This is a genomic window from Xanthobacter cornucopiae, from assembly GCF_043195065.2.
GTDB lineage: Bacteria > Pseudomonadota > Alphaproteobacteria > Rhizobiales > Xanthobacteraceae > Xanthobacter.
Genome location: NZ_CM195531.1, coordinates 4849262 through 4871415 on the forward strand (window position 1 = coordinate 4849262; position 22154 = coordinate 4871415).

The following is a 22154-nucleotide window of genomic DNA, read 5'->3' on the forward strand; positions in this document are numbered from 1 at the left end:
CCCAAGCGGGCCTCCCGGCGGGACCGGGGCGCCCGCTCTTCCCCGGATGCGATCAGTATTCAGTGCCACGGGGAGCGTCAATCGCAGGCGCCCCGCCGCATGAATTCGGCGCAGGCGGCGGCAGTGGCGCCGCCGCGGGGCGGCAACGCGCGCCCGGGTTTGCCGCGCTCGTCGATTTTTCCGCCGCGCTCATCGAGTCCCGCCGGCGGTCGTGCTGCTCTTCTGCGGAAGCCATGCCATTTGCTGGACACGGGGTGCAGGCCGGGGGCCGGGAGCAACAGAGCAGGAGCGATGGACATGGCGCAGGGTTCAGAAATCAACGCCACCACCCAGGGCGCCGCGGCTGCGGATGCCGGCCGCATCTTCTCCGCTGCGCTGCCCACCGAGGGCAAGCGGCGGACCATCTCGGATTTCGACCCTGCCACCGATAAGCTCGACCTTGGCGACAACTCCGTGCACGCCTTCATTGTCGTGGACACGGCCGAGGGGGTGGCGTTCATGGACCCCTGGAGCGGCCGCGAGGTGCTGATCGCCGGCGTGTCCCTGGGCCAGCTCACGGTGGACAGCTTCACCCCGGTCCAGAACGACCACCTGCGGCAGGACCTGAGCGGGGCCCTGGCCTGGGAGCACGGCATCGTTCAGGCGCCGCACACGGTCTATGCCCGCTCCCATGAGGTGGGCCAGATCGACCGCGTGGCCTTCGACCCCGCCACCGACGTGGTCGATTTCCGCTACTATGGCAGCCGCGAGCAGATCTACATGGTGGATGGCGCCGAAGGGGTCGTCATCGGCAATTACACCACCGGCCAGGCGCTCATCCTGCGCGACGTGAAGGTGGCGGATCTGTCGGCCGAGAACTTCCTGTTCCACGCCGCCCAGGTGCGCGAGGACCGGGTGTGGCAGCAGCTCGGCTTCGCGCAGGTGCCCGACAGCCAGGTCATCGGCCGCGACGACATTCCCACCGTCGGCACCGACGCCTGGCCCACCGCCGCCGGGCCGGGCGCGCCGCCCTCGGGCGCGGTGGGGACCAGCTCTGTCATCGACTGGAACTATGGCGCCCACGCCGTGCTGGACTTCGATCCGGCCGTCGACACGCTGGACTTCATGTATTTCCGGCCGAGCGAATTCTCGGTCGCCGAAGTGGACGGCTCGGTTGTCATCTCCATTGTCGGTCAGCAGCAGACCTATACGCTGGCCGGCGTCGGCCTCGACGATCTGAGCTATGGCAACATCAAGGCGGTGGAGGACACCACCTTCCAGACCTGGCGTGCCCTCATCGATGGGGCTGCGGCGGAGGGCGGGCAGCTGCCGGACCTGCAGCTTGCCGCTGCCGCGGTGGTGGAGGGGGATGCCGGCACGCGCCTGCTGCGCTTCGAGGTGACGCTTTCGGCGCCGGCGGAGGGCGCGGTGAGCGTGGACTATGCCACCCGCAACGGGTCGGCCGTCGCCAATGCGGATTTCGTGCCGGCCCTCGGCACGCTCACCTTCGCCCCCGGCGAGGTGGCCAAGACCATCGACGTCGTCGTGCACGGCGACACCGTGTATGAGGGCGACGAAAGCCTCGATCTGGTGCTGTCGTCCCCGTCCGGCGCGCGGCTGGTCGGCGGCACCGCCACCGGCACCATCCGCGACGACGATCCGGCGCCGCAGGGCGACCCGGAAATCTCCATCGCCGACGCCACCGTCGCCGAGGGGAGCACCGGCGCTCCGCACATGATGTTCGAGGTGAGCCTGTCGGCGCCGTCCGACCATGCGGTGAGCGTGCGCTACGCCACCCGCGACGGCACCGCCCTCGCCGGCAGCGACTACGAGGCGCAGGCCGGCACCCTCACCTTCGCCCCCGGGCAGACCTCAGCCATGGTGCATGTGCCGCTTATCGGCGACGCGACAGTGGAGGCCGACGAGCGTTTCACGGTGGTGCTTTCCCGCCCGAGCGGGGCCACCCTGGCCGACCGCTTCGCCACCGGCATCATCGTCAATGACGACGCGGCGCCCGCCCCCGGCGGCGGCGCCGTGGCCTTCGCCGTGACCGACGACTGGAAGGCCGGCTTCGTCGGCGAGATGACGCTGACCGCCGATGCCGCGCTCGACGGCTGGACGGTGGCCTTCGACGCGCCGTTCGACATCACCAACATCTGGAACGCCGAGGTCGTCAGCCATGTGGGCGACCACTACGTGGTGCGCAACGCCGGCTGGAATGGCGTGGTGGGCGCCGACGGCACGGTGAGCTTCGGATTCCTGGCCGGGCCGGGGGGTGGAGCGGCAGTGGCCTCCGATTTCCGGGTCAACGGCGTGCCCGTCGACGGGGCGGACCCGCAGCCACCGGCGCCGGTGCTCTCCGTCGCCGACGCCCAGGTGGCGGAGGGCGACGACGGCATGGCGCACCTCGCCTTCACCGTGACCATGTCGGAAGCATCGGGCGTGCCGGTGAGCGTGCATTACGCCACCGCCAACGGCAGCGCCTCCGCCGCCAATGATTATGCGGCGGCGTCGGGCGATCTCACGTTCGCGCCGGGCGAGACCACCAAGACCATCCATGTGATGGTGAATGGCGACACGCGGGTCGAGGCCGACGAGACGCTGGCCCTCACCCTGTCCAAGGCGGCGGGCGCCACCCTCGGCACGGCGCGCGCCACCGGCACCATCATCAATGACGACGTGGCGCCGCCGGTCGCGAAGCCGGTGCTCTCGGTGTCCGACGTGGCCGTGGTGGAGGGCGATCCCGGCAGCGCGGGGACGGCCGCGGGCTGGTTCTCCACCTCCGGCAACCAGATCGTGGATGCCGATGGCCAGGCGGTGAAGATCGCCGGTGTGAACTGGTTCGGCTTCGAGAGCTCCAATGCCGCGCCACATGGCCTGTGGACGCGCGGCTACCAGGACATGATGGACCAGATGAAGGATCTGGGCTTCAACACCATCCGCCTGCCGTTCTCGTCCGAGATGCTGCACGCCACCACCGCGTCGGGCATCGACTATTCCCAGAATCCGGATCTGCAGGGCCTCACGCCGCTGGAGATCATGGACAAGATCGTTGCCTATGCCGAGGACATCGGCATGCGCGTGATCCTGGACCATCACCGCGCCTCGGCGGGGGCCGGCACCTCGGAAAACGGCCTGTGGTACGACAGCGCCCATCCCGAATCCCAGTGGATCGCCGACTGGCAGATGCTGGCGGAGCGCTATGCGGACACGCCTGCCGTCATCGGCGCCGACCTGCACAACGAGCCCTATGCCGGCACCTGGGGCGGCGGCGGCGCCACCGACTGGGCGGCGGCGGCGGAGCGCGCCGGCAACGCCATCGGCGCGGTCAATTCCAACTGGCTGGTCTTCGTGGAGGGCGTCGGCTCCTACCAGGGCGAAAGCTATTGGTGGGGCGGCAACCTGATGGGCGTGCGCGACCGGCCGGTCGCGCTCGATGTGTCGAACAAGCTGGTTTATTCGGCGCACGACTACGGCAATTCGGTCTATGCCCAGCCGTGGTTCCAGGATGCCGGCTTCGCGCAGGACCTGCCGCAGAAGTTCGATGAGATGTGGGGTTACATCTACGGGGAGAACATCGCGCCGGTCTATGTGGGCGAGTTCGGCACCCGCCTGGAGGACCCGAAGGACGCGCCGTGGCTGGAGGCCCTGGTGTCCTACATGTCTGGCGACTTCAACAATGACGGCACCGGCGACCTCCCCGCCGGCGACGAGGGCATCAGCTGGACCTATTGGTCCTGGAACCCCAATTCCGGCGATACCGGCGGCATCCTCGGCGACGACTGGCGCACCGTGCATTCCGACAAGCTCGCCTATCTCGAACCGATCCAGTTCGACCTCGGCGAGGCGGGCGGCGGCGAAGGGAGCGCGACAGGCGGGAGCGCGACAGGCGGGGCCGAGGCGGTGTTCGTCGTCAGCCTCTCGCAGGCCGCCACCGAGACCGTGAGCGTGGACTACCACACCCTGGCCGGAACCGCCGGCGCGGCGGACTTCTCGGCCGAGAGCGGAACCCTCACCTTTGCGCCGGGCGAGACCACCAAGCTCGTGCGCATTCCCGTCACCGGCGACCTGTCCGCCGAGCCGGACGAGCAGTTCAGCCTGGTGCTCACCGATGCGGAGGGGGCGGTGATCGGGGTCGCGCAGGGGGTCGCCACCATCGTCGATGACGATGCCGCGGCGCCGGCGCTGCCCACCCTCTCCATCGCCGATGGCCGGGCCGAGGAAGGCGCGGCCGGCGCGCCGGGCACCCTCGCCTTCACCGTGACCCTCTCCGAGGCGGCGGAGCAGGCGGTGAGCGTGACCTATCACACCGCCGACGGCACCGCGCGCGCCGGCAGCGACTATGTGGGCGCCACCGGAACCGTGACCTTTGCGCCGGGCGAGACCACTGCCACCGTCCGCGTGCCGCTGATCGGCGATGGCGTCGCCGAGGCCGACGAGCGCTTCACGCTGGTGCTGGGCACCGCCAGCGGCGCCACCATTGCCGACGGCACCGCCACCGGGGTCATCGGCGATGACGATGCCGCTACCCCCGCGCCGGGCGGCGACCACCTGGCGTTCACGGTGTCCGATGACTGGAACTCGGGCTTCGTCGGCGCCATGACGCTGACACCGGAGGCCGATGTCGACGGCTGGACCGTGGCGTTCGATGCCCCGTTCGACATCACCAACATCTGGAATGCCGAGGTCGTCAGCCATGTGGGCGACCATTATGTGGTGCGCAACGCCGCCTGGAACGGCACCGTGGATGCGGCGGGCACCGTCAGCTTTGGCTTTGAGGCTTCGCCCGGTGGTGGCGGAGCGGTTGCCAGCGGCTTCACCGTCAACGGCGCGCCCGTCGCGCAGCCGGCTCCCGCACCGGCTGAGCGCGCGGTTGCGAGCATGATGGCGCCGGAGCCGCTGGCGACCGCCGGCGTCGCCGCGGATGGGGGGACCAGCCTGATGCCCTCGACCGGCATACTCTCCGATGACGTGCTCACCGATGACGTGCTGCCGACGACATGGGTGTCCGCCGGGGCGACCGAGGCCGAGACGCCGCATGACGCGGGCAGCGTCATCGCGGCCTTGATGCTCCACATCGGAGCGGCCCTCGACGGCATCGGGGACACAGATGCCCAGCTTCTGGCGCTGCTGGGCGAGGGGATTTTCGCGGGCGTGGGGGAGGGCGGCGGCCCCGTCGCCACCGGCGACGACCTGCCGCCGGTCACCGGCGCCGGCCGCTTCGACACGGCGCCGTTCGGGCTGCTGATCTGAGGCCTGCCCCCGGGCGGACGGTGGCCGTGGCGCCGCCGGCCGGGGCCCGGCTCCCGTGTCCGGCGCGCCGAGGAGGCTTTGCCATGGTGTCTGAATCCCCGTCTTCTCCCGCCGCCTGCGTCGGGGCCGCCCTCACATCGTGCCGGGGCGCCCTCGTCGCCGTGGGCCTGTTCTCTGCCGTCATCAACGTGCTGATGCTGTCGGGATCGCTCTACATGCTGCAGGTCTATGACCGGGTGCTCACCTCGCGCAGCGTTGCGACCCTGGTCGGCCTCTCGGCGCTGCTGCTGGTGGCCTATATGCTCCAGGGCTATCTCGACGCCGTGCGGGCGCGGATGCTGGGCCGCATCGGCGCCCAGTTCGAGGCTGCCGTCGCCCCCGCCGCCTTCGGCGCGGTGCGCCGGCTGGCGCTGCTGGGTGGGGCCGCCGCGGCGCCGGCGCAGCCGGTGCGCGACCTGGACCAGATCCGCGCCTTTCTCACCTCGCTCGGTCCCACGGCCTTGTTCGATCTGCCGTGGATGCCGCTGTTCGTCGCCGGGTGCTTCCTGCTCCATCCCGGGCTCGGCGCCCTGGCCCTGGCCGGCGGTGCCGTCGTGCTGCTGCTCACCCTGGTGGCGGAGCTGAGCGGGCGGGCCACCAGCCGCGCCTTGCGCGCCAGCCGGGCCGCCCGCGAGGCGGTGGTGGAGGCCAGCCGGCGCAATGCGGAGGCGCTGAGCGCCATGGGCATGGGGCCCGCCTTCGCCGCCGCCTTCGCCGAGGCGAACGCCCGCCATGCCCGCGACTGGCTGGCCGGCGCCGACGTGGCGGGCACTGCCGGCGCCATCGCCAAGGTGGCCCGCATGGTGCTGCAATCGGCGGTGCTGGGGCTCGGCGCCGGGCTCGCCATCGCCGGGGAGATGTCCGGCGGCGCGATGATCGCGGCTTCCATCATGACCTCCCGCGCGCTCGCGCCCATCGAGATCGCGGTGGCCCATTGGAAGGGGTTCGTGGCCACCCGCGAGGCCCTGGCCCGCCTGCGGCGCACCCTCGACCTGCCGGCCCTGGCGGACGGCGCGCCCACCGCGCTGCCGGCGCCGGGCCGGGCGTTGGCGGTGGACGGGCTGATCGTCACCGCGCCGGGGCAGGCGGCGCCGCTGCTCAAGGGCGTCGGCCTCAGCCTGGAGGCGGGGCAGGGGCTCGGCGTCATCGGCCCGAGCGCATCGGGAAAATCGACCCTCGCCCGGGCGCTGGTGGGGGTGTGGCCGGCGCTGAAGGGCGATGTACGCCTCGACGGCGCGGCGCTGCCGCAATGGAGCGAGGCGGCGCGCGGCCGCCACATCGGCTATCTGCCGCAGGACGTGGAACTGTGCGCCGGCAGCGTGGCGCAGAACATCGCCCGTTTCGATCCCACGGCGACGCCGGAGACGATCCTGGCGGCGTCGCGGGCGGCCGGCGCACATGCCCTCATCCTCAAGCTCGACCGCGGCTATGACACGCCCGTCGGCGACAACGGAGTGGCCTTGTCCGCCGGCCAGCGCCAGCGCATCGCCCTGGCTCGGGCGCTCTATGGCGAGCCGTTCCTGGTGGTGCTCGACGAGCCCAATTCCAACCTCGATCCCGAAGGCGATGCGGCCCTGACCGCCGCCGTGACCGGGGTGCGCGCGCGGGGCGGCATCGTCATCGTCGTCACCCACCGCCAGGCGGCGCTGGCGGCGGTGGATCTGGTGGCGGTGATGTCGGAGGGCGCGATCAGCAAAATAGGGCCGAAGGCCGAGGTGCTGGGAGCCCTGGCGCGTCAGGCCGGCCTGGCGCGCCTCCCGCGGACAGGAGCGGTCTCATGAGCGGCGCGACGCGGGACGACAGGCTTCAAGACATGCTCCCCGACACCCGCCGCGGGCTGGCGCGCCTCGTGGTCGGCGGCGGCGCGGCGATCGCGCTGTTCGCCGGGACGGTGGGGGTGTGGGCGGTGGCCATGCCGTTGTCCGGGGCGGTGGTCGCCTCCGGCCAGTTCGTGGTGGATGGCCACGTCAAGAAGGTCCAGCATCCGAGCGGCGGCATCGTCGGCGCGCTCCATGTGCGCGAGGGGGACCGGGTGGCGCGCGACGCCGTCCTCATCCGCCTCGACGACACCGTGCCCCGCGCCAACCTCCAGATGCTGGCGCAGCAGATCGACGAACTCCGGGCCCGTCGCGCCCGCCTGCGGGCCGAGCGTGACGGAGACGATGCAGCGGACATGGAGGCGGCCTTCGCCGGACGCGGTGGAGGGGCGGACGTCGCTGCCCTGGTCGGGGCCGAGCAACGCCTGTTCACCGCCCGCCGCGAGACCCGGGCCGGCCAGAAGGAGCAGTTGGAAAAGCGCATCGGCCAGCTGCAGGATGAGATCGCGGGCCTTCGGGCCCAGCAGGCGGCGGGGGAACGCCAGTCGGCGCTCATCGCCGACGAACTGGACGGCGTGCGCGAGCTATACGCCAAGAACCTCGTCTCCCTCAGCCGCAAGGCGGTGCTGGAGCGGGAGGCAGCCGATCTCGACGGCCAGAAGGGACGCCTGCTGGCGCAGGTGGCCCAGGCGGAAGGGCGCATCGCCGAAACGCGCCTGCAGATCCTCCAGATCGACGCCGGGCTGCGCGAGGAGGCGACGGCCGGCCTGCAGGAGGCGGAGAGCAAGCTGGCGGAGCTGACCGAGCGCCGCGTGGCGGCGGAGGACCAGTTGCGGCGGATCGAGATCCGCGCCCCGGTGGCCGGCATCGTGCATCAGCTGGCGGTGCACACCGTGGGGGGCGTGCTGGCGCCGGCGGAACCGGCCATGCTGATCGTGCCGGCCGGAGAGGCGCTCCAGGTGGAGGCGCGGGTCAGCCCCACCGACATCGACCAGATCGCGCCCGGCCGGCCGGCCCATGTGCGCGTGCGCGCCTTCAACCAGCGCGCCACGCCGGAATTGTCGGGCACGGTGGACCGCATCGCCCCGGACACCAGCCGCGACCCGCAGACGGGCGCCGTCTTCTATGCCGTCCGGGTGGCGGTCGCGGCCGGCGAGCTGGCGCGCCTGTCGCCCCACACGGTCGCCGCCGGCATGCAGGCGGACGTCTTCGTGCGGACGGTGGACCGCACGCCGCTGGACTATCTGGTGAAGCCGCTGCGCGACCAGGTCGCCAAGGCGTTCCGCGAGCGGTGAAGTCGTGGCCGCTCGGGCGCGCACCGTTGGGGGAGGGATGGGCGCGGTGGTCGCCCCGGTCGGCGGCGTCCGCCAGGCGGACGCGACCGATGGCCGCCGGCCTGTCGCGCCGCGATCGGATGCCGGCGCGACGCTTGGCCCTTGGCCGGGGGGGAGTGGGATCAGCGCTGCAGGCCCCAGCGCACGACCGTGCGCTGCTCCACGATGCGGAACAGCACCTCCACCAGCAGGCCGATGAGGATGACCGTCACCAGCCCGGCGAACACGCGGTCGGTGAGCAGCTCGTTGCGGCTGCGATAGACATACCAGCCGAGACCGCCGGCGCGGGAGGAGACGCCGAACACCAGCTCCGCCGCGATCAAGGTGCGCCAGGCGAAGGCCCAGGCGATCTTCAGGCCCGAGAGCAGCGAGGGCAGCGCCGCCGGCACCAGGATCAACGCCACGTAGGATGGGCCCCGCAGGCCATAGTTGCGGCCCACCAGGCGCTGGGCTTCGGGCACCTGCTCGAAGCCGGTGAGGGCGGACAGGGCGAACGGCCACAACACCGCATGCACCATCACCAGCAGCAGGCTGGCTTCGCCCAGGCCCAGCCAGAGCATGGCCAGAGGCAGCAGGGCGATGGCCGGCAGCGGGTTGAACATGGCGGTCAGCGTCAGCAGCACGTCCTTGAAGAAGGGCACGGCGATGGCCAGTGAGACGAAGGCGAGGGCGAGCGCCACCGCCAGCAGATAGCCCTTGAGCAGCACCGTCAGCGACGCCACGGTGGCCGGCAGCAGGTCTTCCTGCGACAGCCCCGCCACCAAAGCGGAAATGGTGTCGGTGAAGGTGGGGAACAGCAGCGGGCTGGCCTTCCACTCCGCCGCCACCTGCCAGAGCACCGCCAGGGCGAGGAGGACGACCGCCCGGCGCACCAGGGTGACGCGCCAGACGCGCGCCAGCAGCGCGGCAAGGCGCCCGCGCACCGGTGTCGCGGCGGCGGGGCGGTCTCGCGTCTCGCCGCGGGCGAGGCGGGCGGTGGAGACGGTGGAATCAGTCATGGCGCCCTCCGTCGGCGAACAACAGGGCGTGGACGTTCTGCACCATGGCTTCGAAACGCGGGGTGCCGCGTGCCGAAAGGCCGAGATCGGCGGTGTCGAAGGTGGCGATGGTGCGGCCGGGATGGGCGGCCAGCAGGTGCAGGCGGGTGCCCACCAGCACCGCTTCGTCGATGGCATGGGTGACGAACACCAGCGTGAAGCGCTGCTCGTCCGCCAGCGCCAGCAGGTCTTCCTGCAGGGTATGGCGGGTGAGGGCGTCGAGGGCCGCGAAGGGCTCGTCCATCAGCAGCACGTCGGGGTCGGTGGCGAGCGCCCGGGCGATGGCGGCGCGCTGCTTCATGCCGCCGGACAGGGTGTGGGGATAGGCATCGAGCGCACGGGCGAGGCCCACCTTGACCAGGGCCGCCTCGGCGCGCTCCCGCGCCTCCCGCGCCGACAGCCTGCGGGCGACACGCAGCGGAAACGCCACGTTGTCGCGCACGCTTTTCCAGGGCAGCAGCTGGTCGAATTCCTGGAACACCACGATGCGGTCCGGCCCCGGCCCGGTGACCGGCCGCCCGCGCATCTCCACCGTGCCCGCGGCGGGGGTGATGAACCCGGCCAGCGCCTTGAGGATGGAGGACTTGCCGCAGCCGGAGGGGCCGAGCAGCACCAGCCGTTCCGCCGCCGCCACGGTGAAGCTCACATCCGCCACCGCCCGGTGGCGGCCCGTGGCTCCCTCATAGTCGAGGGTGAGGCCTTGCACGGCAAGCACCGGCCCGCCTGGCGCGGGCGCGGCGGGGCGGAGGGAGGTGGCGGGCGCAGCGGTCATTGCCGCGTCCTCAGGAACCGGAGGCCGCGTGCAGGTCCTCGAAGGTATAGTCCTTCCAGCTGGCGGGCTTGGCCTTGATGGCGCCGATCCGGTTCATGAAGTCCGCGAACTTCAGGGTGCCGAGCGGCACAAGCGTATATTGGGTGTCGGGATCGGAAAGCACCTCGGTGACGAACGCGGGGTCGAGCTTGGACTGTTCCACCTTCACATAGATCCGGGCCGCTTCCGCCTTGTTGGCCTCGACCCATTTGGTCGCTTCCTGGAAGGCATCGAAGAAGGCTTTGTAGGTCTTGGGATTGTCCTGGCGGAACTTGATGGTGCTGTAGGCCACCGTCGGCGTTACCGGGCCGCCGAATACGTCGTAGGAGGACAGCACCTTGTGGATCTTGGGGTCCTTCAGGGCCTGGTTCTGGAATGGCGAATTGGACAGGTGCGCGGTGACCTCGGTGCTGCCCGAGAGCAGGGCGGCGGTGGCGTCCGGGTGCGGCAGGGTCAGCATCAGCGGGTCGAGCGTCTTGGCGTTTCCGGGGCCGAACGCCTGCTCCGCCGCGAGCTGGAGGATGCGGGCCTGCACCGAGACGCCCGCCACCGGCATGGCGATCCTGTCCTTCTCGGTGAAGTCCTTGATGGTCTTTACATTGGGATTGTTGGTGACGAGGAAGTTGGGCTGGGCGCCGAAGGCGCCGATGATCTTCACTTCATTGGCGGTGCCGCGGGTCTTGTCCCACAAGGTGAGGAACGGACCGATGCCGGCGGAGGCGATGTCGATGTTGCCGGCCAGCAGGGCATCGTTGATCGCGGCGCCGCCGGACAGCCGGGTCCAGTCCACCTTGATGTCGAGGCCGAGCGCCTTGCCATGCTTCTCGATCAGCCCCTGCTCCTTCATCACGTGGAAGGGGGTGTAGAGGGTGCCGAACTGCTGGGCGATGCGCAGCGTGCCTTCGGCGCGGGCCGGCAGGGCGGCGACGGCTGCGCCGAGCGCAAGGCCGAAGGCGAAGAGGCGGGTGAGGTGGGAGATCATGGTTCTGTCCTTGGCTCGATCGCTCAGGAGGCGGCGGCGAGGGGCGGCTCGGCGAGATGCGAACCCACGGCGAATTCGTTGACGATGTTGCCGGACACCCTGCGGCGGCGGCCGTCGATGCCGAGCTCGGGGAACAGCAGCTCGGCCACGCGGTAGGCTTCCTCCAGGTGCGGATAGCCCGAGCCGATGAAGGTCTCGATGCCGATGTCCTGGTACTCGCGGATGCGGGCGGCGACGCTCTTGGGGTCGCCCACCAGGGCGGTGCCGGCGCCTCGCCGCACCAGGCCGACGCCGGCCCACAGGTTGGGCGCGATCTCCAGCCGGTTGCGGTCGCCGGGCTGGAGCGCGGCCATGCGCGCCTGGCCCACGGAGTCCATCTCGGTGTTGAAGCGCTGCTGGGCGCTCTCGATCTGCGCGTCGGAGATGTGGGAGATGAGCTTCTCGGCGGCGGCCCAGGCCTCGGCCTCGGTCTCGCGCACGATGAAATGGATGCGCAGGCCGAACTTCAGCCTGCGGCCGCGCGCGGCAGCGCGGGCCTGCACGTCCGCCAGCTTGTCCTTGAGCAGGTGCGGCGGCTCGCCCCAGGAGAGGTAGACGCTGGTGTGCTCGGCCGCCACCTCGTGCCCGACCTGCGAGGAGCCGCCGAACCACAGCGGCGGGTGCGGCTGCTGCACCACCGGAAAGTCGAGGCGGCCGTGGGACACCCGGTAATAGCGGCCGGAGAAGTCCACGGTCTTGCCCGCGACGAGATCGCGCCAAATGGTGAGGAATTCCGACGCCTGGGCGTAGCGCGCGTCATGGTCGAGGAAGATGCCGTCGGCGGCGAGTTCCGCCGGATGCCCGCCCACCACCACGTTGAGCAGGAGCCGCCCGTCGCTGAGCCGGTCGAGCGCCGCCGCCTGCCGCGCCGCGAACGCGGGTGAGGTCACGCCCGGCCGCAGGGCGACCAGGAAGCGCAGGCGCTCGGTGGCGGTGGCGAGGCCGGCGGCGGTGATCCAGCTGTCCTCGCAGCTCTGCCCGGTGGGCAGCAGCACGCCCTTGAAGCCGAGCCGGTCCACCGCCTGCGCCACCTCGCGGAAATAGGCGAATTCCGGCGGACGCTGCCGGGTCTCCGAACCAAGGTAGGCTCCGTCGCCATGGGTGGGGATGAACCAGAAGAAGTTCGGGCTCCCGGGCGCGGGCTGGGCTTGGCTCATCACGGTGACCTCCATGGTTTCCGCTAGGATAGAAGTCATTTATCCATATTGTCAATGGATTTTATATATTATACGGCTGAGTCCTGCGAATTAGCGGCTCGGCCGGGCGGTCGCTGGATCGAGACGCGCGATGGCGCAGGGGAGGGTCAGGGGGCGGGAGAATGGCCGGCGGCGATGAGCGCCGCCTCGAGCCTGCCCTGTTCCTCGCAGCCATCGGGGAAGCACAGCAGACGCAGCAGCTCCAGATTTTTGCCAGCGCGGGTGAAGTCGCCGATGGCGATGAACAGTTCACCCTGGTATTCGAGCGCCGGACGGTGACCGGGATCGTAGAAGAGCGCTTCCTTGTACCAGCGGGCCGCCTCGTCATAGCGCTTCAGATTGCGGGTGGCGAAGCCGAGCAGGTTATAGAGGTCGGCGTGCCGCACGGTCTGCGTCAGCGGCAGCAGCAGGGTGAGAGCGCGCTCGTAGTCGCCGGCGTAGATCGCCGCGCGGCTCTCCGAGAGGTCGGGCAGGTCGGTGGAGGGCGCGGTGTCCATGGCCATCGCCGACCCGGCGCCGGAAAGTGTCAGGGCCAGCGCCAAAGCGCGCGCGCCAATCCTTGGTCCGCGCCATCCGCGCGCCGCGCGCATGCCGGTGCTCATGCCGCGCGGGAGGCGGCGGGGCGGTGGCCGTCCTCGCCCATGGTGGCGAGGATCCGCCGCTTGAGGGCGACGAATTCGGGGTCCGCCCGGTCGCGCGGGAAGGACAGGTCGATGGCCACGTCGGCGACGATGCGGCCGGGATTGGCGCTCATCACCACCACTCGGTTGCTGAGGAACACCGCCTCTTCCACGTCGTGGGTGACAAGGATCATGGTGACACCCTCGGTTTCCCAGATGCGCTGGATCTCGGCCTGCAGGTGCACGCGGGTCAGCGCGTCGAGGGCGCCCAGCGGCTCGTCCAGGAGCAGGATCTCGGGCCGGTTGGCGAGGCCGCGGGCGATGGCCGCGCGCTGCGCCATGCCGCCGGACAATTCGTGCGGATAGGCCTTCTCGAAGCCCTTCAGGCCGACGAGGCCGATATGCTCGGCGATGGCTGCCGCCTTCTCCTTCGCGGTCCAGCCGGAATTCTCCAGGCTGAGGCCGATGTTCTGCTCCAGCGTCAGCCAGGGCAGCAGGCGGTGGTCCTGGAACACGATGCCGCGCGACAGCGCGGTGCCGGAGATGCGGCGGTTGTTGAGCAGGATGTCGCCGCGATAGTCGTCGTCCAGGCCGATGATGAGGCGCAGCAGCGTGGACTTGCCGCAGCCGGAGGGCCCGACAATGGTCACGAAGGCGCCCGGCGCCACGTCGAACGAGACGTTCGACAGCACGTTCACCAGCGGTCGGCCGGGCAGCGCATAGGTCTTGGTGACGTTGCGGATCTCGAGATGTCCGGGGGTCGCCATCGGAAGGCTCCTTGGGTTCGGGGGATGGCGGTCAGCCGTCGTAGCCCTGCTTCCATTTCAGGACGCGCTTCTGGGCGAAGTACATGGAGCGGTCGATGGCGAAGCCCACCAGGCCGATGATGATCATGCAGACCAGCAATTGGTCGGTGAGCAGCAGCCCCTGGGCGCGGAAGATGAGGAAGCCGAGGCCCTCCAGGCCGGACAGGCCCTCCGCCACCACCACCAGCGCCCAGGCGAGGCCCGCCGCATAGCGCAGCGACACCATGATGGAGGGCATGGCGGCGGGCAGGATGACCTTGCGCACCAGCTGCCAGCGGGTCAGCGTGAGCACCTTGGCGAGCTCGATGTAGTTTTTCTCGACGTTGCGGATGCCCTGCAGCGTGTTGAGGAACACCGGGAAGAACACCGACTTGGCGATGACCAGGATCTTGGCCGGTGCGCCGATGCCGAGCCACAGCACGATCAGTGGCAGCCAGGCGATGCCGGGAATGTGGCGGATGGTGTCGAAGGTGGGCCCGAAGAACTGCTCCACCTTGCGCGATAGTCCGGCCGCGACGCCGAGCACAACCGCCACCACCGAGCCATAGACGAAGGCCTGGCCGACAATGTTGATGGAGGCGAGGAAGTCGAGCGCCAGCTTCTGCTTGGTCAGCATCTTCCAGAAGGCGGTAACGACCGTGAGCGGGGCCGGCAGGAACACCGGGTCCACCCATTTGTTGGCCGCCGTGATCTGCCACAGGGTCAAGATGACGAAGGGCAGGATGAAGCCGATGAGGTTCGGCGCGCGGCCCGGCCAGCCGAAACGCCGGGGCGCTGGCCGGTCGACGGTGCCGGCGGCGACGGCTGCGCCTTCAATGGTGTCCGATGTATTGGCCATGGGGTGCTTCGTGCTGTGCGTGGGGCTGCTGGCCGGGGCCCGGCCGGGCGCGGCGGAGCCGGCCGCCGGGGCGGCGCGGCCCCGGCGGCTGGTGCTCAGTTGTAGATGGAGTAGGGGCCGCCGACGAAGAAACGGCCGTCCACGAAGGCGTCGATCTGCGGCTCGGTCAGGCCGCGCTCGGACAGGATGTCGTCGCCATTGGCCACGTACCAGGCCTGGAAGGTCTTGATGGCGGTGCGGGCGCGATCGGCATTGGGCTCGCCGGCCATGAACTCCCATTCACCCGCATGGGTGATCTGGAACTTCGCCACTTCCAGCGGCACGCGGGTCTTGTCGGCGACGATCTCGGCGGCCTCGTCCACATGGTCGAGGGTCCATTCGCGGGTCTTCTCGCGGGCGGCCAGGAAGGCCTTCACCACCTGCGGATACTTGTTCACGAAATCGCGGCGGGCGAAATAGGTGACGCGGCCGGCGTTGTTCACATAGATGCCGTCGTCGGGCGAACGGTCCACCACCTTCAGCTTGCCGGACAGCCAGGCGCCGGTGAAGGCGCCGGCGGCCAGATGCGCGGTGGTGGCGTCTGTGGCGCCGGACAGCACCGAGGAGATGGCGACCGCCGAATTGTCGATGGACGTGTAGCGGATGCGGCCCTGCTTCTCGCGCGAATCGAACGGCAGGCCGGCCTTGGTGGTCACCTCGAACGGCGACGACCAGTAGCAGGAGATGCGCGAGGAGCCGAACTTCTTGCCGTCCAGGTCGGCCACCGAGTTGATCTTGTCGTTGTCGGCGCGGGCGAGGATTGGCGCGCGGTAGCGGTTGGACGGCTCGGAGGTCCAGATGATGACGCCGTCGAGACCATTGGCGCGGTGCACGGTGGCCGGATAGATCATGCGCTGGGCAATGGCGATGGCGCCGCCACCCACGGCCGCCGCTTCCGCGCCGAGCAGGTCGGCCGCGCCGGAGGCGATCAGGTTCACCTTGGTGGTGCCGATCTTGTCGAACTCCTGCTTGAAGATGCCCTTTTCCTGGGCGATCACGGTCCAGGGGGTCAACTGCAGGTTGATGGAGGGCAGCACCTCCTCGGCGCGCGCCGGGGCGAATGCGGCCAGACCCATGGCCAAGCCGAGCAGGCCGGAGGCGAGGCGGGTGCGCACGGGAGGGGAAATTCTGTGGGGCATCAGGATCTCCTGAGAGACGGGCAAAACCGGGCTCGACCGCGAACGGTCTTGCAATTAATTTATTCAATGGATTTTATAGAAAAAATTTCCGGCTGCGCAACAGCTTTTCCATCCGGCATCGGCGCCTGTGGCGCCGTCGCTTGACTGGGGCTGCGGCGGAGCCGGTGTGCCTTGGCCTTTCGTCGTAATGACGCGCCTGCCGGTTCCGATGCCCATGCCCCTGTCGATGTCCGTTCTATTTCCTCCACGTGGTTCCTGGCGGCCCCGATCCTCGCGGCTCTGGCGGCGCCCGCGCGGACGCGTCGTTCCGCGCGCCGGGGGCGGCCTGCTCCTGCTGCTGGGGGTTCTCCTGGCAAGTGTGCCGGCCGGGCCGGACGCCGCGCGTGCGCAGCCGGCGTTTGCGGCGGGGGACGCGGGCAGCGCGGCGGAAGTCGCCGCGCGACCGCTGAGGGTGGGCGTGCCCTGGCTGCCGCCGCCGGATGCGCCGGACAGCCGGTTGTACGCCGAGGAGGGATTCGAGATCGAGCTGGCCACGGAGCTGGCGGACGCGCTTTCCGCCGAGCTGCGCCTGGTGCCGGTGGCGCCCGGGGCGGCGCTTGCCGCCCTCGACGCGGGGCGGGTGGATCTGCTGGTGGCCCGGGCCGGCGCCGACGATCCGCTTCGCGCCCGGGCGACCACGCGGGAGGCGGGATTTGCCTCCGGCCTCGGCGTGGCCATGCGGACCGATCGTCCGCTGGCGTCCTGGGAGGCGCTCAAGGGGCGCGTGGTGTGTGTCTCCCAGGCCAATGTCCAGGGCCAGCGGCTGGCGTCGCAACTGGGCGCGCGGGTGCAGCTGGTGCGGGCGCCGGCGGTGGCGCTGATGCACATGCGTACCGGCGAGTGCGATGCCGCGCTCCATGACGCGACGTTGCTGGAGCCGTTGCTGGTCAAGCGCTCGTGGCAGAAGTTCTCGGCCACCCTGCCGGCGGTGGAGCCCTCGGCGCTGGTGGTGGCCACGGCGCCCGCGCGGCCCGACCTCGAACCGGAGGTGCGGCGCGCCCTGGCCGAGCTCGGCACCCGGGAGCGCTGGCGGCAGCGGCGGGAGAAATGGGCCTCCACGGTCTCGTTCGAGGTCTATCGCGATCAGGTGGCGGCCGATTGCCATTGAACCGGCGGGCGCGGCGGAACGAGATCACGCGGCGATGCCGCCGGCGCGTGCCGGTCGTGCTGGCGCTGCTGCTGGCGGTGGCCGCCGCTCCACCGCTCGCGCGCGCGGAGCCGCCGGCGCTGCCCGGTCCGCAGGGGGCGCTTGGTCCGCAGGGGGCTCTCGGTCCGCAGGCGCTGCGCGCCGCCTATTCCGGCCCGCCGGCGGGCTGGCCGGCGCCCTTGATCGACCCGGGCATCGCATTCGTGGAGCTGGACGCGGCGCCGCCTGCGTCATCGCCCGCGCCGGACCGCGTGGCGCTGGGGGCGCGGCTGTTTCATGACCCGGGCCTGTCGGTGGACGGCACCATCGCCTGCGCGACCTGCCACGCGCCGGAGCATGGCTTCAGCGTGGGAACGCCGCTGGCCCGTGGCGTGGGCGGCGTGGCGGGGCGGCGCCATCCGCCGGCGCTGGTGGCGGTGTCGTGGCAGTCCGCGTTCGACTGGGACGGGCGCAGCGCGGACCTTGCCGCGCGGGTGCTGACGCCGCTGACGGCGCCGGGCGAGATGGGCAACGACACGCTCGGGATGGTGCTGGCCCGCATCGCCGCATCGCCGGATGCGGCCGTCTTCGCACACGTGTTTCCAGGCGAGGGGGTGACGGCGCGCAGCCTGGGCGCGGCGCTGACGGCCTATCTCGCCGGTCTCGACGGGCCCAGCCGGTTCGATCGCTTCGCCGCCGGCGATTCCGCCGCGCTCGATGACCAGGAGATCGCCGGCCTGCACCTGTTCCGTACCAAGGCGCGCTGCGCCAACTGCCATTTCGGGCCGGGCCTTGCCGATGGCCTGTTCCACAATCTACGCCTGTCCTTCTTCGGCGAGCCGGCGGAGGACCTGGGGCGGATCGCGGTCACCGGCCGGCCGGAGGATGCGGGCCGCTTCCGCACCGCCAGCCTGCGGCACATTTCCGCAAGCGCGCCCTATATGCACAACGGCCTGTTCCCGACCCTGGAAGGCGTCGTCCGTTTCTATGATCGCGGCGGCGGCGAGGTGTGGGCGCGCAATGCCGGCGAAGCCGCCCGGCCGCTCTATCCGCATGCCGCGCGCCGGGCCGCGCCGCTGCGCCCGCTCGGCCTCTCGGACGCGGAACAGGCGGCCCTGGTCGCCTTCCTGCGCTGCCTGTGATCCCCGGAAGAAACCCGGACATGGCTTGACATTTTCATACTCAATAATTCTGATGGATTAAGTGAATATGAGGCGAGGCCATGAGTTCCATTCCTTTGCGCATTGGTGTGTGGGCGCCCGTGCACGGACCACGCGCCGCCTGGCAGGACCCGGACGAGCCATTCGACGCGTCGTGGGAGCACAACCGGGACGTGGTGCTGCGGGCCGAGGCGCTGGGATATGACGCGACCCTGGTGGCCCAGCACACGGTGAACCCGCACCTGCCGGACAAGGACCAGATCGAGGCCTGGACCGCCTCCGCCGCATTGGCCGCGCTCACCAGCCGCATCGAGATCCTGGCCGCCATCAAGCCCTATCTGTATCACCCGGTGGTGCTGGCCAAGATGGCCCTGCAGATCGAGAACATCTCCGGCGGCCGGTTCGGCTTCAACCTGGTGAATGCCTGGAACCGGGCGGAGTTCGAGAAGGCGGGCCTGCCCTTCGGCGCCCATGACGAGCGCTATGCCTATGGCCGCGAGTGGATCGCGGTGGTGGAACGGCTGCTGCGCGGCGAGAGCGTCACCCATGCCGGCGAGAACTTCCAGATCACCGACTATCGGCTGACGCCGAAGGACCTCCATCGCGCCCGCCCGCGCATCTATCTCGGTGGGGAATCAGAGCCCGCCCGCGCGCTGGCGGCGGACCACGCCGACGTGTTCTTCATCAACGGTCAGCCCATCGAGGATGTGGAGGCCATCATCGCCGACCTCCGGCGGCGGCCGCGCCGGGGGGCGCCGCTGGGATTCGGCCTCGCCGCCTTCGTCATCGCCCGCGACAGCGAGCGCGAGGCGCACGACTACTACCGCCACCTGCTGGCGCTGGCGGACCGGGACGCCGCCGCCCGCGCCGACCTTTCCGCCCGCACCGATGCCAACGTGGTCATGATCAAGACCTTCGGCAAGTCGCCGCGGGTGGGGACCAATGGCGGCACGGCGGCTGGCCTGGTGGGCACCTACGACCAGGTGGCCGAGCGCATCAGGGCGTTCCACGCCGCCGGCATCGAACTGTTCATGCTCCAGTTCCAGCCGCTGAAAGCGGAGCTGGAGCGCTTCGCCGCCGAGGTGTTCCCCCGTCTCGGCCGTGCCGCGCCGGAGGCGCGCACCGATATCCGGCACGTCTTCGGCGGCCCGCGCCGGGCCGATGCCTCCGCCGCCACGCCGGGGCCCAGGTGACATGAGCCAGTCCGACCAGACCGCCGCATGGCCCAGGCCCGGCATCGGGCCCGCCCGCGCCGCCGGGCCTCGGCGGGCCGCGCACGTCGGCGCGCGTGCCTTCGGCGCCGCCGGTGGCGGCTCGCGCTTCATTCTGCTGTCATGGCTGGTGCCGGTCATCGTCGTGGTGCTGTGGGAGGCGTTGGCGCAGGCCGGCGTCGTCTCGCCCCAGGTGCTGCCGGCCCCCAGCAAGGTGCTGCGCACCGCCTGGCGCCTCGCCACCACGGGGTCGCTGCTGGCCGATCTCGGCACCAGCCTGCTGCGGGCCGCCACCGGCTTCGTCATCGGCGGCGGCATTGCCTTTGCGCTCGGGGTGCTGGTTGGCTTCTCGCGGCTTGCCGAGGCGCTGCTGGACCGCAGCGTGCAGATGGTGCGCGCCATTCCATTCCTGGCGCTGCTGCCGCTGGTCATCGTCTGGTTCGGCGTCGGTGAGGGGCAGAAGGTGTTCCTGGTGGCGCTGGGCGTGGCGTTTCCCATCTACATCAACACCACCCTGGGCATCCGCCAGGTGGACCCCAAGCTGGTGGAGCTCGGGCGGGTGCAGGGGCTCGGCGTTGGGCAGATGATCTGGCGCATCATCCTGCCGGGCGCGCTGCCCTCCATCCTCACCGGGGTGCGCTATTCCCTGGCCACCGCGTGGCTGGCCCTGGTGGTGGCGGAAACCATCGGCGCCGAATCCGGCATCGGCTTCCTGGCGATGGATGCGCGGGAGTTCCTGCGCACCGACGTGGTGGTGCTCACCATCGTCATCTATGCGCTGATCGGCGTGGCCGCCGACAGCATCGCCCGCCTGCTGGAACGCCGGCTGCTGGCGTGGCACCCCAATTTCGGCGGGGCCGGCCGATGAGTCCGCGCGCCACCGCGTCCCGTGTGGACCCATCTCCGGCGGTGAAGGTGACCGGCCTGCGCCGCGCCTATGGCCAGCGGGTGGTCATCGACGGGCTGGACCTTGAGATCGCGCGCGGGGAATTCGTCGCTTTGCTGGGCGAGAGCGGTTGCGGCAAGACCACGCTGCTGCGGGCGCTGGCCGGGCTCGATGCCATCGACGGCGGGCGCATCGAGGCGCCGCGGCGGCCGGCGGTGGTGTTTCAAGAGCATCGCCTGCTGCCATGGGACAGCCTGTGGCGGAACGTGGCGCTGGGCCTTCCGGGCGCGGGGGCGCGGGAGCGCGCCGCCGCCGCCCTGGCGGAAGTGGGGCTCGGCGGCCGCCTGGACGACTGGCCCCGGAACCTCTCCGGTGGCCAGGCCCAGCGCGTGGCGCTGGCGCGGGCGCTGGTGCAGGAGCCGGAGTTGCTGCTGCTCGACGAGCCCTTCGCCGCCCTCGATGCGCTCACCCGCATCCGCATGCATGTGCTGGTGAAGGACCTGGTGGCCCGCCATCGGCCCGGCGTGCTGCTCGTCACCCACGACGTGGGCGAGGCGGTGGCGCTGGCCGACCGCATCCTGGTCATGCGCGACGGCGCCGTCGCCGCCGCCTATCGCGCGCCGGGGCCGGGCCAGCCCGCCGCCACCCGCGCCATCCTTCTGGCCGAGCTCGGGGTCGAGACCGCCCTCGCCCTCGACTGACCGGGATCGCCGCGCGCACCGGTCCGCCCAAGGGCCCGGCGTGCGGCGCGATGCTGTTCCGAACCTGCTCCCGCTGCCCTGGAGGCTGACATGACCTCGTTTTTCCACCCCTCCCGCCGGCAGGTGCTCGGCGCGGGCCTCGCCGGACTTGCCGCGGCCGGCGGCCTGCTGCCGCGCGCCGCCGCCGCCGACACCCGCAACACCGATACGGTGCGCCTCACCTGGGGTTTCCACGGCCTCACCCTGATCGCCAAGGAGCGCGGCACCTTCGAGAAGGCGCTGGCCGATAAGGGCATCAAGGTGGAATGGCTCGGTCCCTTCCCCAACCATGCGCCGACCCTCCAGGCGGTGACCGGCGGCAGCGCCGATTTCGGCTTCGGCGGCTCCACCACGCCGGCGTTCGCCGCCATTATCGCCGGCTCGCCCCTGGTGTTCAGCCAGTTCGTGCTCTACGAGCCGCGCACCACCGCCATCATCGCCAAGGACGGCTCCGGCATCGACAAGGTCGAGGATCTGGTGGGCAAGTCGGTGGCGGTCAACCGCTCCGGGCTCGGCGAGTTCCTGGTGGTGGCGGCTCTGGAAAAGAACGGCATCGACCGGTCGAAGGTGAAGTTCGTCTATCTCAACCCGCAGGATGCCGGCCCCGCCTTCGCCTCCGGCAAGGTGGACGCGTGGTCCATGTGGAGCCCGAGCGTGGACATCGCGCGGCTCGACTACAAGGCCCACGATGTGTTCCTGGAGGGACGGGACCTCGATTTCTTCATCGACTACAGTTCTTATGTGACCAGCCGCAAGTTCGCGCAGGAAAACTCGGAAATCGTCCGCGCCGTCGCCGCCGCCTACGGCGAGGAGGCCAAGTGGACGAACGCCAATGTGGTGGAGGCCGAGACCATCGTTCAGAAGCGGGCCGGCTACAGCGATGCCATCCGCGACCAGTTCATCGCGCGCCAGCGCCATTACACACTCATCCCGGTGTCGGACGCCGCCTTCGTGGCGCAATTGCAGAAGGCCGCCGACTGGCTGACGGCCCGCAAGATCCTGCCCGAATCCATCACCGTCTCCGATCACCTCGCGCGGCTGTGAGCCGTCCGGGGCGCCCTCT

17 protein-coding genes are annotated in these 22154 nt (G+C 70.7%); 9 read left to right on the plus strand and 8 right to left on the minus strand.

All coding sequences use genetic code 11. The features are described 5' to 3' along the window. The first annotated feature begins 297 nt into the window (after positions 1-297). The 3 genes from V5F53_RS21305 (at position 298) to V5F53_RS21315 (ending at position 8383) form a co-directional block, all read left to right on the plus strand. Positions 298-5232 carry a Calx-beta domain-containing protein gene (locus V5F53_RS21305; RefSeq protein WP_393995648.1) on the plus strand — a complete coding sequence of 1645 codons (4935 nt, stop codon included), beginning with the start codon at positions 298-300 and terminating at the stop codon, positions 5230-5232. A gap of 83 nt (positions 5233-5315) precedes the next feature. Next, the gene (locus V5F53_RS21310) at positions 5316-7052 is read left to right on the plus strand and encodes a type I secretion system permease/ATPase (RefSeq protein WP_393995649.1); all 1737 of its coding nucleotides are present in this window, start codon (positions 5316-5318) and stop codon (positions 7050-7052) included. Further along, entirely contained in the window at positions 7049-8383 is a 1335-nt protein-coding gene (locus V5F53_RS21315) for an HlyD family type I secretion periplasmic adaptor subunit (RefSeq protein ID WP_393995650.1), read from the plus strand. Before V5F53_RS21310 ends, V5F53_RS21315 begins: the two co-directional genes overlap by 4 nt. Before the next feature lie 161 nt (positions 8384-8544). On the opposite strand, the gene V5F53_RS21320 is transcribed toward V5F53_RS21315, so the two are convergent. The 8 genes from V5F53_RS21320 to V5F53_RS21355 all read right to left on the minus strand — a co-directional run bounded on the left by V5F53_RS21320 (position 8545) and on the right by V5F53_RS21355 (position 15929). Continuing rightward, positions 8545-9420: an ABC transporter permease gene (locus V5F53_RS21320; protein ID WP_393995651.1), complete on the minus strand. Its 876-nt coding sequence runs from the start codon at positions 9418-9420 to the stop codon at positions 8545-8547. Then, positions 9413-10231: an ABC transporter ATP-binding protein gene (locus V5F53_RS21325; protein WP_393995652.1), complete on the minus strand. Its 819-nt coding sequence runs from the start codon at positions 10229-10231 to the stop codon at positions 9413-9415. Before V5F53_RS21325 ends, V5F53_RS21320 begins: the two co-directional genes overlap by 8 nt. Before the next feature lie 10 nt (positions 10232-10241). Next, positions 10242-11252 carry an ABC transporter substrate-binding protein gene (locus V5F53_RS21330; RefSeq protein ID WP_393995653.1) on the minus strand — a complete coding sequence of 337 codons (1011 nt, stop codon included), beginning with the start codon at positions 11250-11252 and terminating at the stop codon, positions 10242-10244. A gap of 23 nt (positions 11253-11275) precedes the next feature. Then, positions 11276-12448 (minus strand): FMNH2-dependent alkanesulfonate monooxygenase, encoded by a 1173-nt coding sequence (ssuD, locus tag V5F53_RS21335; RefSeq protein ID WP_393995654.1) that lies wholly within the window; start codon positions 12446-12448, stop codon positions 11276-11278. Positions 12449-12594: 146 nt separating this feature from the next. Beyond that, complete coding sequence (locus V5F53_RS21340; protein WP_393995655.1) at positions 12595-12984, minus strand: tetratricopeptide repeat protein; 390 nt, start codon at positions 12982-12984, stop codon at positions 12595-12597. A gap of 101 nt (positions 12985-13085) precedes the next feature. Next, positions 13086-13874 carry an ABC transporter ATP-binding protein gene (locus V5F53_RS21345; protein ID WP_393995656.1) on the minus strand — a complete coding sequence of 263 codons (789 nt, stop codon included), beginning with the start codon at positions 13872-13874 and terminating at the stop codon, positions 13086-13088. A 31-nt stretch (positions 13875-13905) separates the two neighbouring features. Next, on the minus strand, positions 13906-14751 hold the full coding sequence (locus V5F53_RS21350) for an ABC transporter permease (protein WP_393995657.1): 846 nt from the start codon (positions 14749-14751) through the stop codon (positions 13906-13908). A 95-nt stretch (positions 14752-14846) separates the two neighbouring features. Then, positions 14847-15929, minus strand: coding sequence for an ABC transporter substrate-binding protein (locus V5F53_RS21355; protein WP_393995658.1), 1083 nt, complete (start codon positions 15927-15929; stop codon positions 14847-14849). Positions 15930-16425: 496 nt separating this feature from the next. Here V5F53_RS21355 and V5F53_RS21360 point away from each other — a divergent pair, with 496 nt between their 5' ends. From V5F53_RS21360 to V5F53_RS21385, 6 genes are all read left to right on the plus strand, one after another. Further along, positions 16426-17076, plus strand: a complete 651-nt coding sequence (locus V5F53_RS21360; protein WP_393995659.1) for a transporter substrate-binding domain-containing protein — start codon at positions 16426-16428, stop codon at positions 17074-17076. A 47-nt stretch (positions 17077-17123) separates the two neighbouring features. Beyond that, positions 17124-18236: a cytochrome-c peroxidase gene (locus tag V5F53_RS21365; protein ID WP_393995660.1), complete on the plus strand. Its 1113-nt coding sequence runs from the start codon at positions 17124-17126 to the stop codon at positions 18234-18236. A gap of 80 nt (positions 18237-18316) precedes the next feature. Then, on the plus strand, positions 18317-19447 hold the full coding sequence (locus tag V5F53_RS21370; protein WP_393995661.1) for an LLM class flavin-dependent oxidoreductase: 1131 nt from the start codon (positions 18317-18319) through the stop codon (positions 19445-19447). A gap of 1 nt (position 19448) precedes the next feature. Continuing rightward, positions 19449-20333 carry an ABC transporter permease subunit gene (locus tag V5F53_RS21375; protein ID WP_393995662.1) on the plus strand — a complete coding sequence of 295 codons (885 nt, stop codon included), beginning with the start codon at positions 19449-19451 and terminating at the stop codon, positions 20331-20333. Further along, positions 20330-21052, plus strand: a complete 723-nt coding sequence (locus V5F53_RS21380) for an ABC transporter ATP-binding protein (protein WP_393995663.1) — start codon at positions 20330-20332, stop codon at positions 21050-21052. The genes V5F53_RS21375 and V5F53_RS21380 overlap by 4 nt, the downstream gene beginning before the upstream one ends. A gap of 90 nt (positions 21053-21142) precedes the next feature. Then, positions 21143-22135 (plus strand): NrtA/SsuA/CpmA family ABC transporter substrate-binding protein, encoded by a 993-nt coding sequence (locus V5F53_RS21385; protein ID WP_393995664.1) that lies wholly within the window; start codon positions 21143-21145, stop codon positions 22133-22135. Positions 22136-22154 lie beyond the last annotated feature (19 nt).

Coding starts and splice junctions, on each gene's coding strand:
- V5F53_RS21305 (WP_393995648.1), top strand. CDS start 298: ATGGCGCAGGGTTCAGAAATCAACGCCACCACCCAGGGCGCCGCGGCT.
- V5F53_RS21310 (WP_393995649.1), top strand. CDS start 5,316: ATGGTGTCTGAATCCCCGTCTTCTCCCGCCGCCTGCGTCGGGGCCGCC.
- V5F53_RS21315 (WP_393995650.1), top strand. CDS start 7,049: ATGAGCGGCGCGACGCGGGACGACAGGCTTCAAGACATGCTCCCCGAC.
- V5F53_RS21320 (WP_393995651.1), bottom strand. CDS start 9,420: ATGACTGATTCCACCGTCTCCACCGCCCGCCTCGCCCGCGGCGAGACG.
- V5F53_RS21325 (WP_393995652.1), bottom strand. CDS start 10,231: ATGACCGCTGCGCCCGCCACCTCCCTCCGCCCCGCCGCGCCCGCGCCA.
- V5F53_RS21330 (WP_393995653.1), bottom strand. CDS start 11,252: ATGATCTCCCACCTCACCCGCCTCTTCGCCTTCGGCCTTGCGCTCGGC.
- ssuD (WP_393995654.1), bottom strand. CDS start 12,448: ATGAGCCAAGCCCAGCCCGCGCCCGGGAGCCCGAACTTCTTCTGGTTC.
- V5F53_RS21340 (WP_393995655.1), bottom strand. CDS start 12,984: ATGGACACCGCGCCCTCCACCGACCTGCCCGACCTCTCGGAGAGCCGC.
- V5F53_RS21345 (WP_393995656.1), bottom strand. CDS start 13,874: ATGGCGACCCCCGGACATCTCGAGATCCGCAACGTCACCAAGACCTAT.
- V5F53_RS21350 (WP_393995657.1), bottom strand. CDS start 14,751: ATGGCCAATACATCGGACACCATTGAAGGCGCAGCCGTCGCCGCCGGC.
- V5F53_RS21355 (WP_393995658.1), bottom strand. CDS start 15,929: ATGCCCCACAGAATTTCCCCTCCCGTGCGCACCCGCCTCGCCTCCGGC.
- V5F53_RS21370 (WP_393995661.1), top strand. CDS start 18,317: ATGAGTTCCATTCCTTTGCGCATTGGTGTGTGGGCGCCCGTGCACGGA.
- V5F53_RS21375 (WP_393995662.1), top strand. CDS start 19,449: ATGAGCCAGTCCGACCAGACCGCCGCATGGCCCAGGCCCGGCATCGGG.
- V5F53_RS21380 (WP_393995663.1), top strand. CDS start 20,330: ATGAGTCCGCGCGCCACCGCGTCCCGTGTGGACCCATCTCCGGCGGTG.
- V5F53_RS21385 (WP_393995664.1), top strand. CDS start 21,143: ATGACCTCGTTTTTCCACCCCTCCCGCCGGCAGGTGCTCGGCGCGGGC.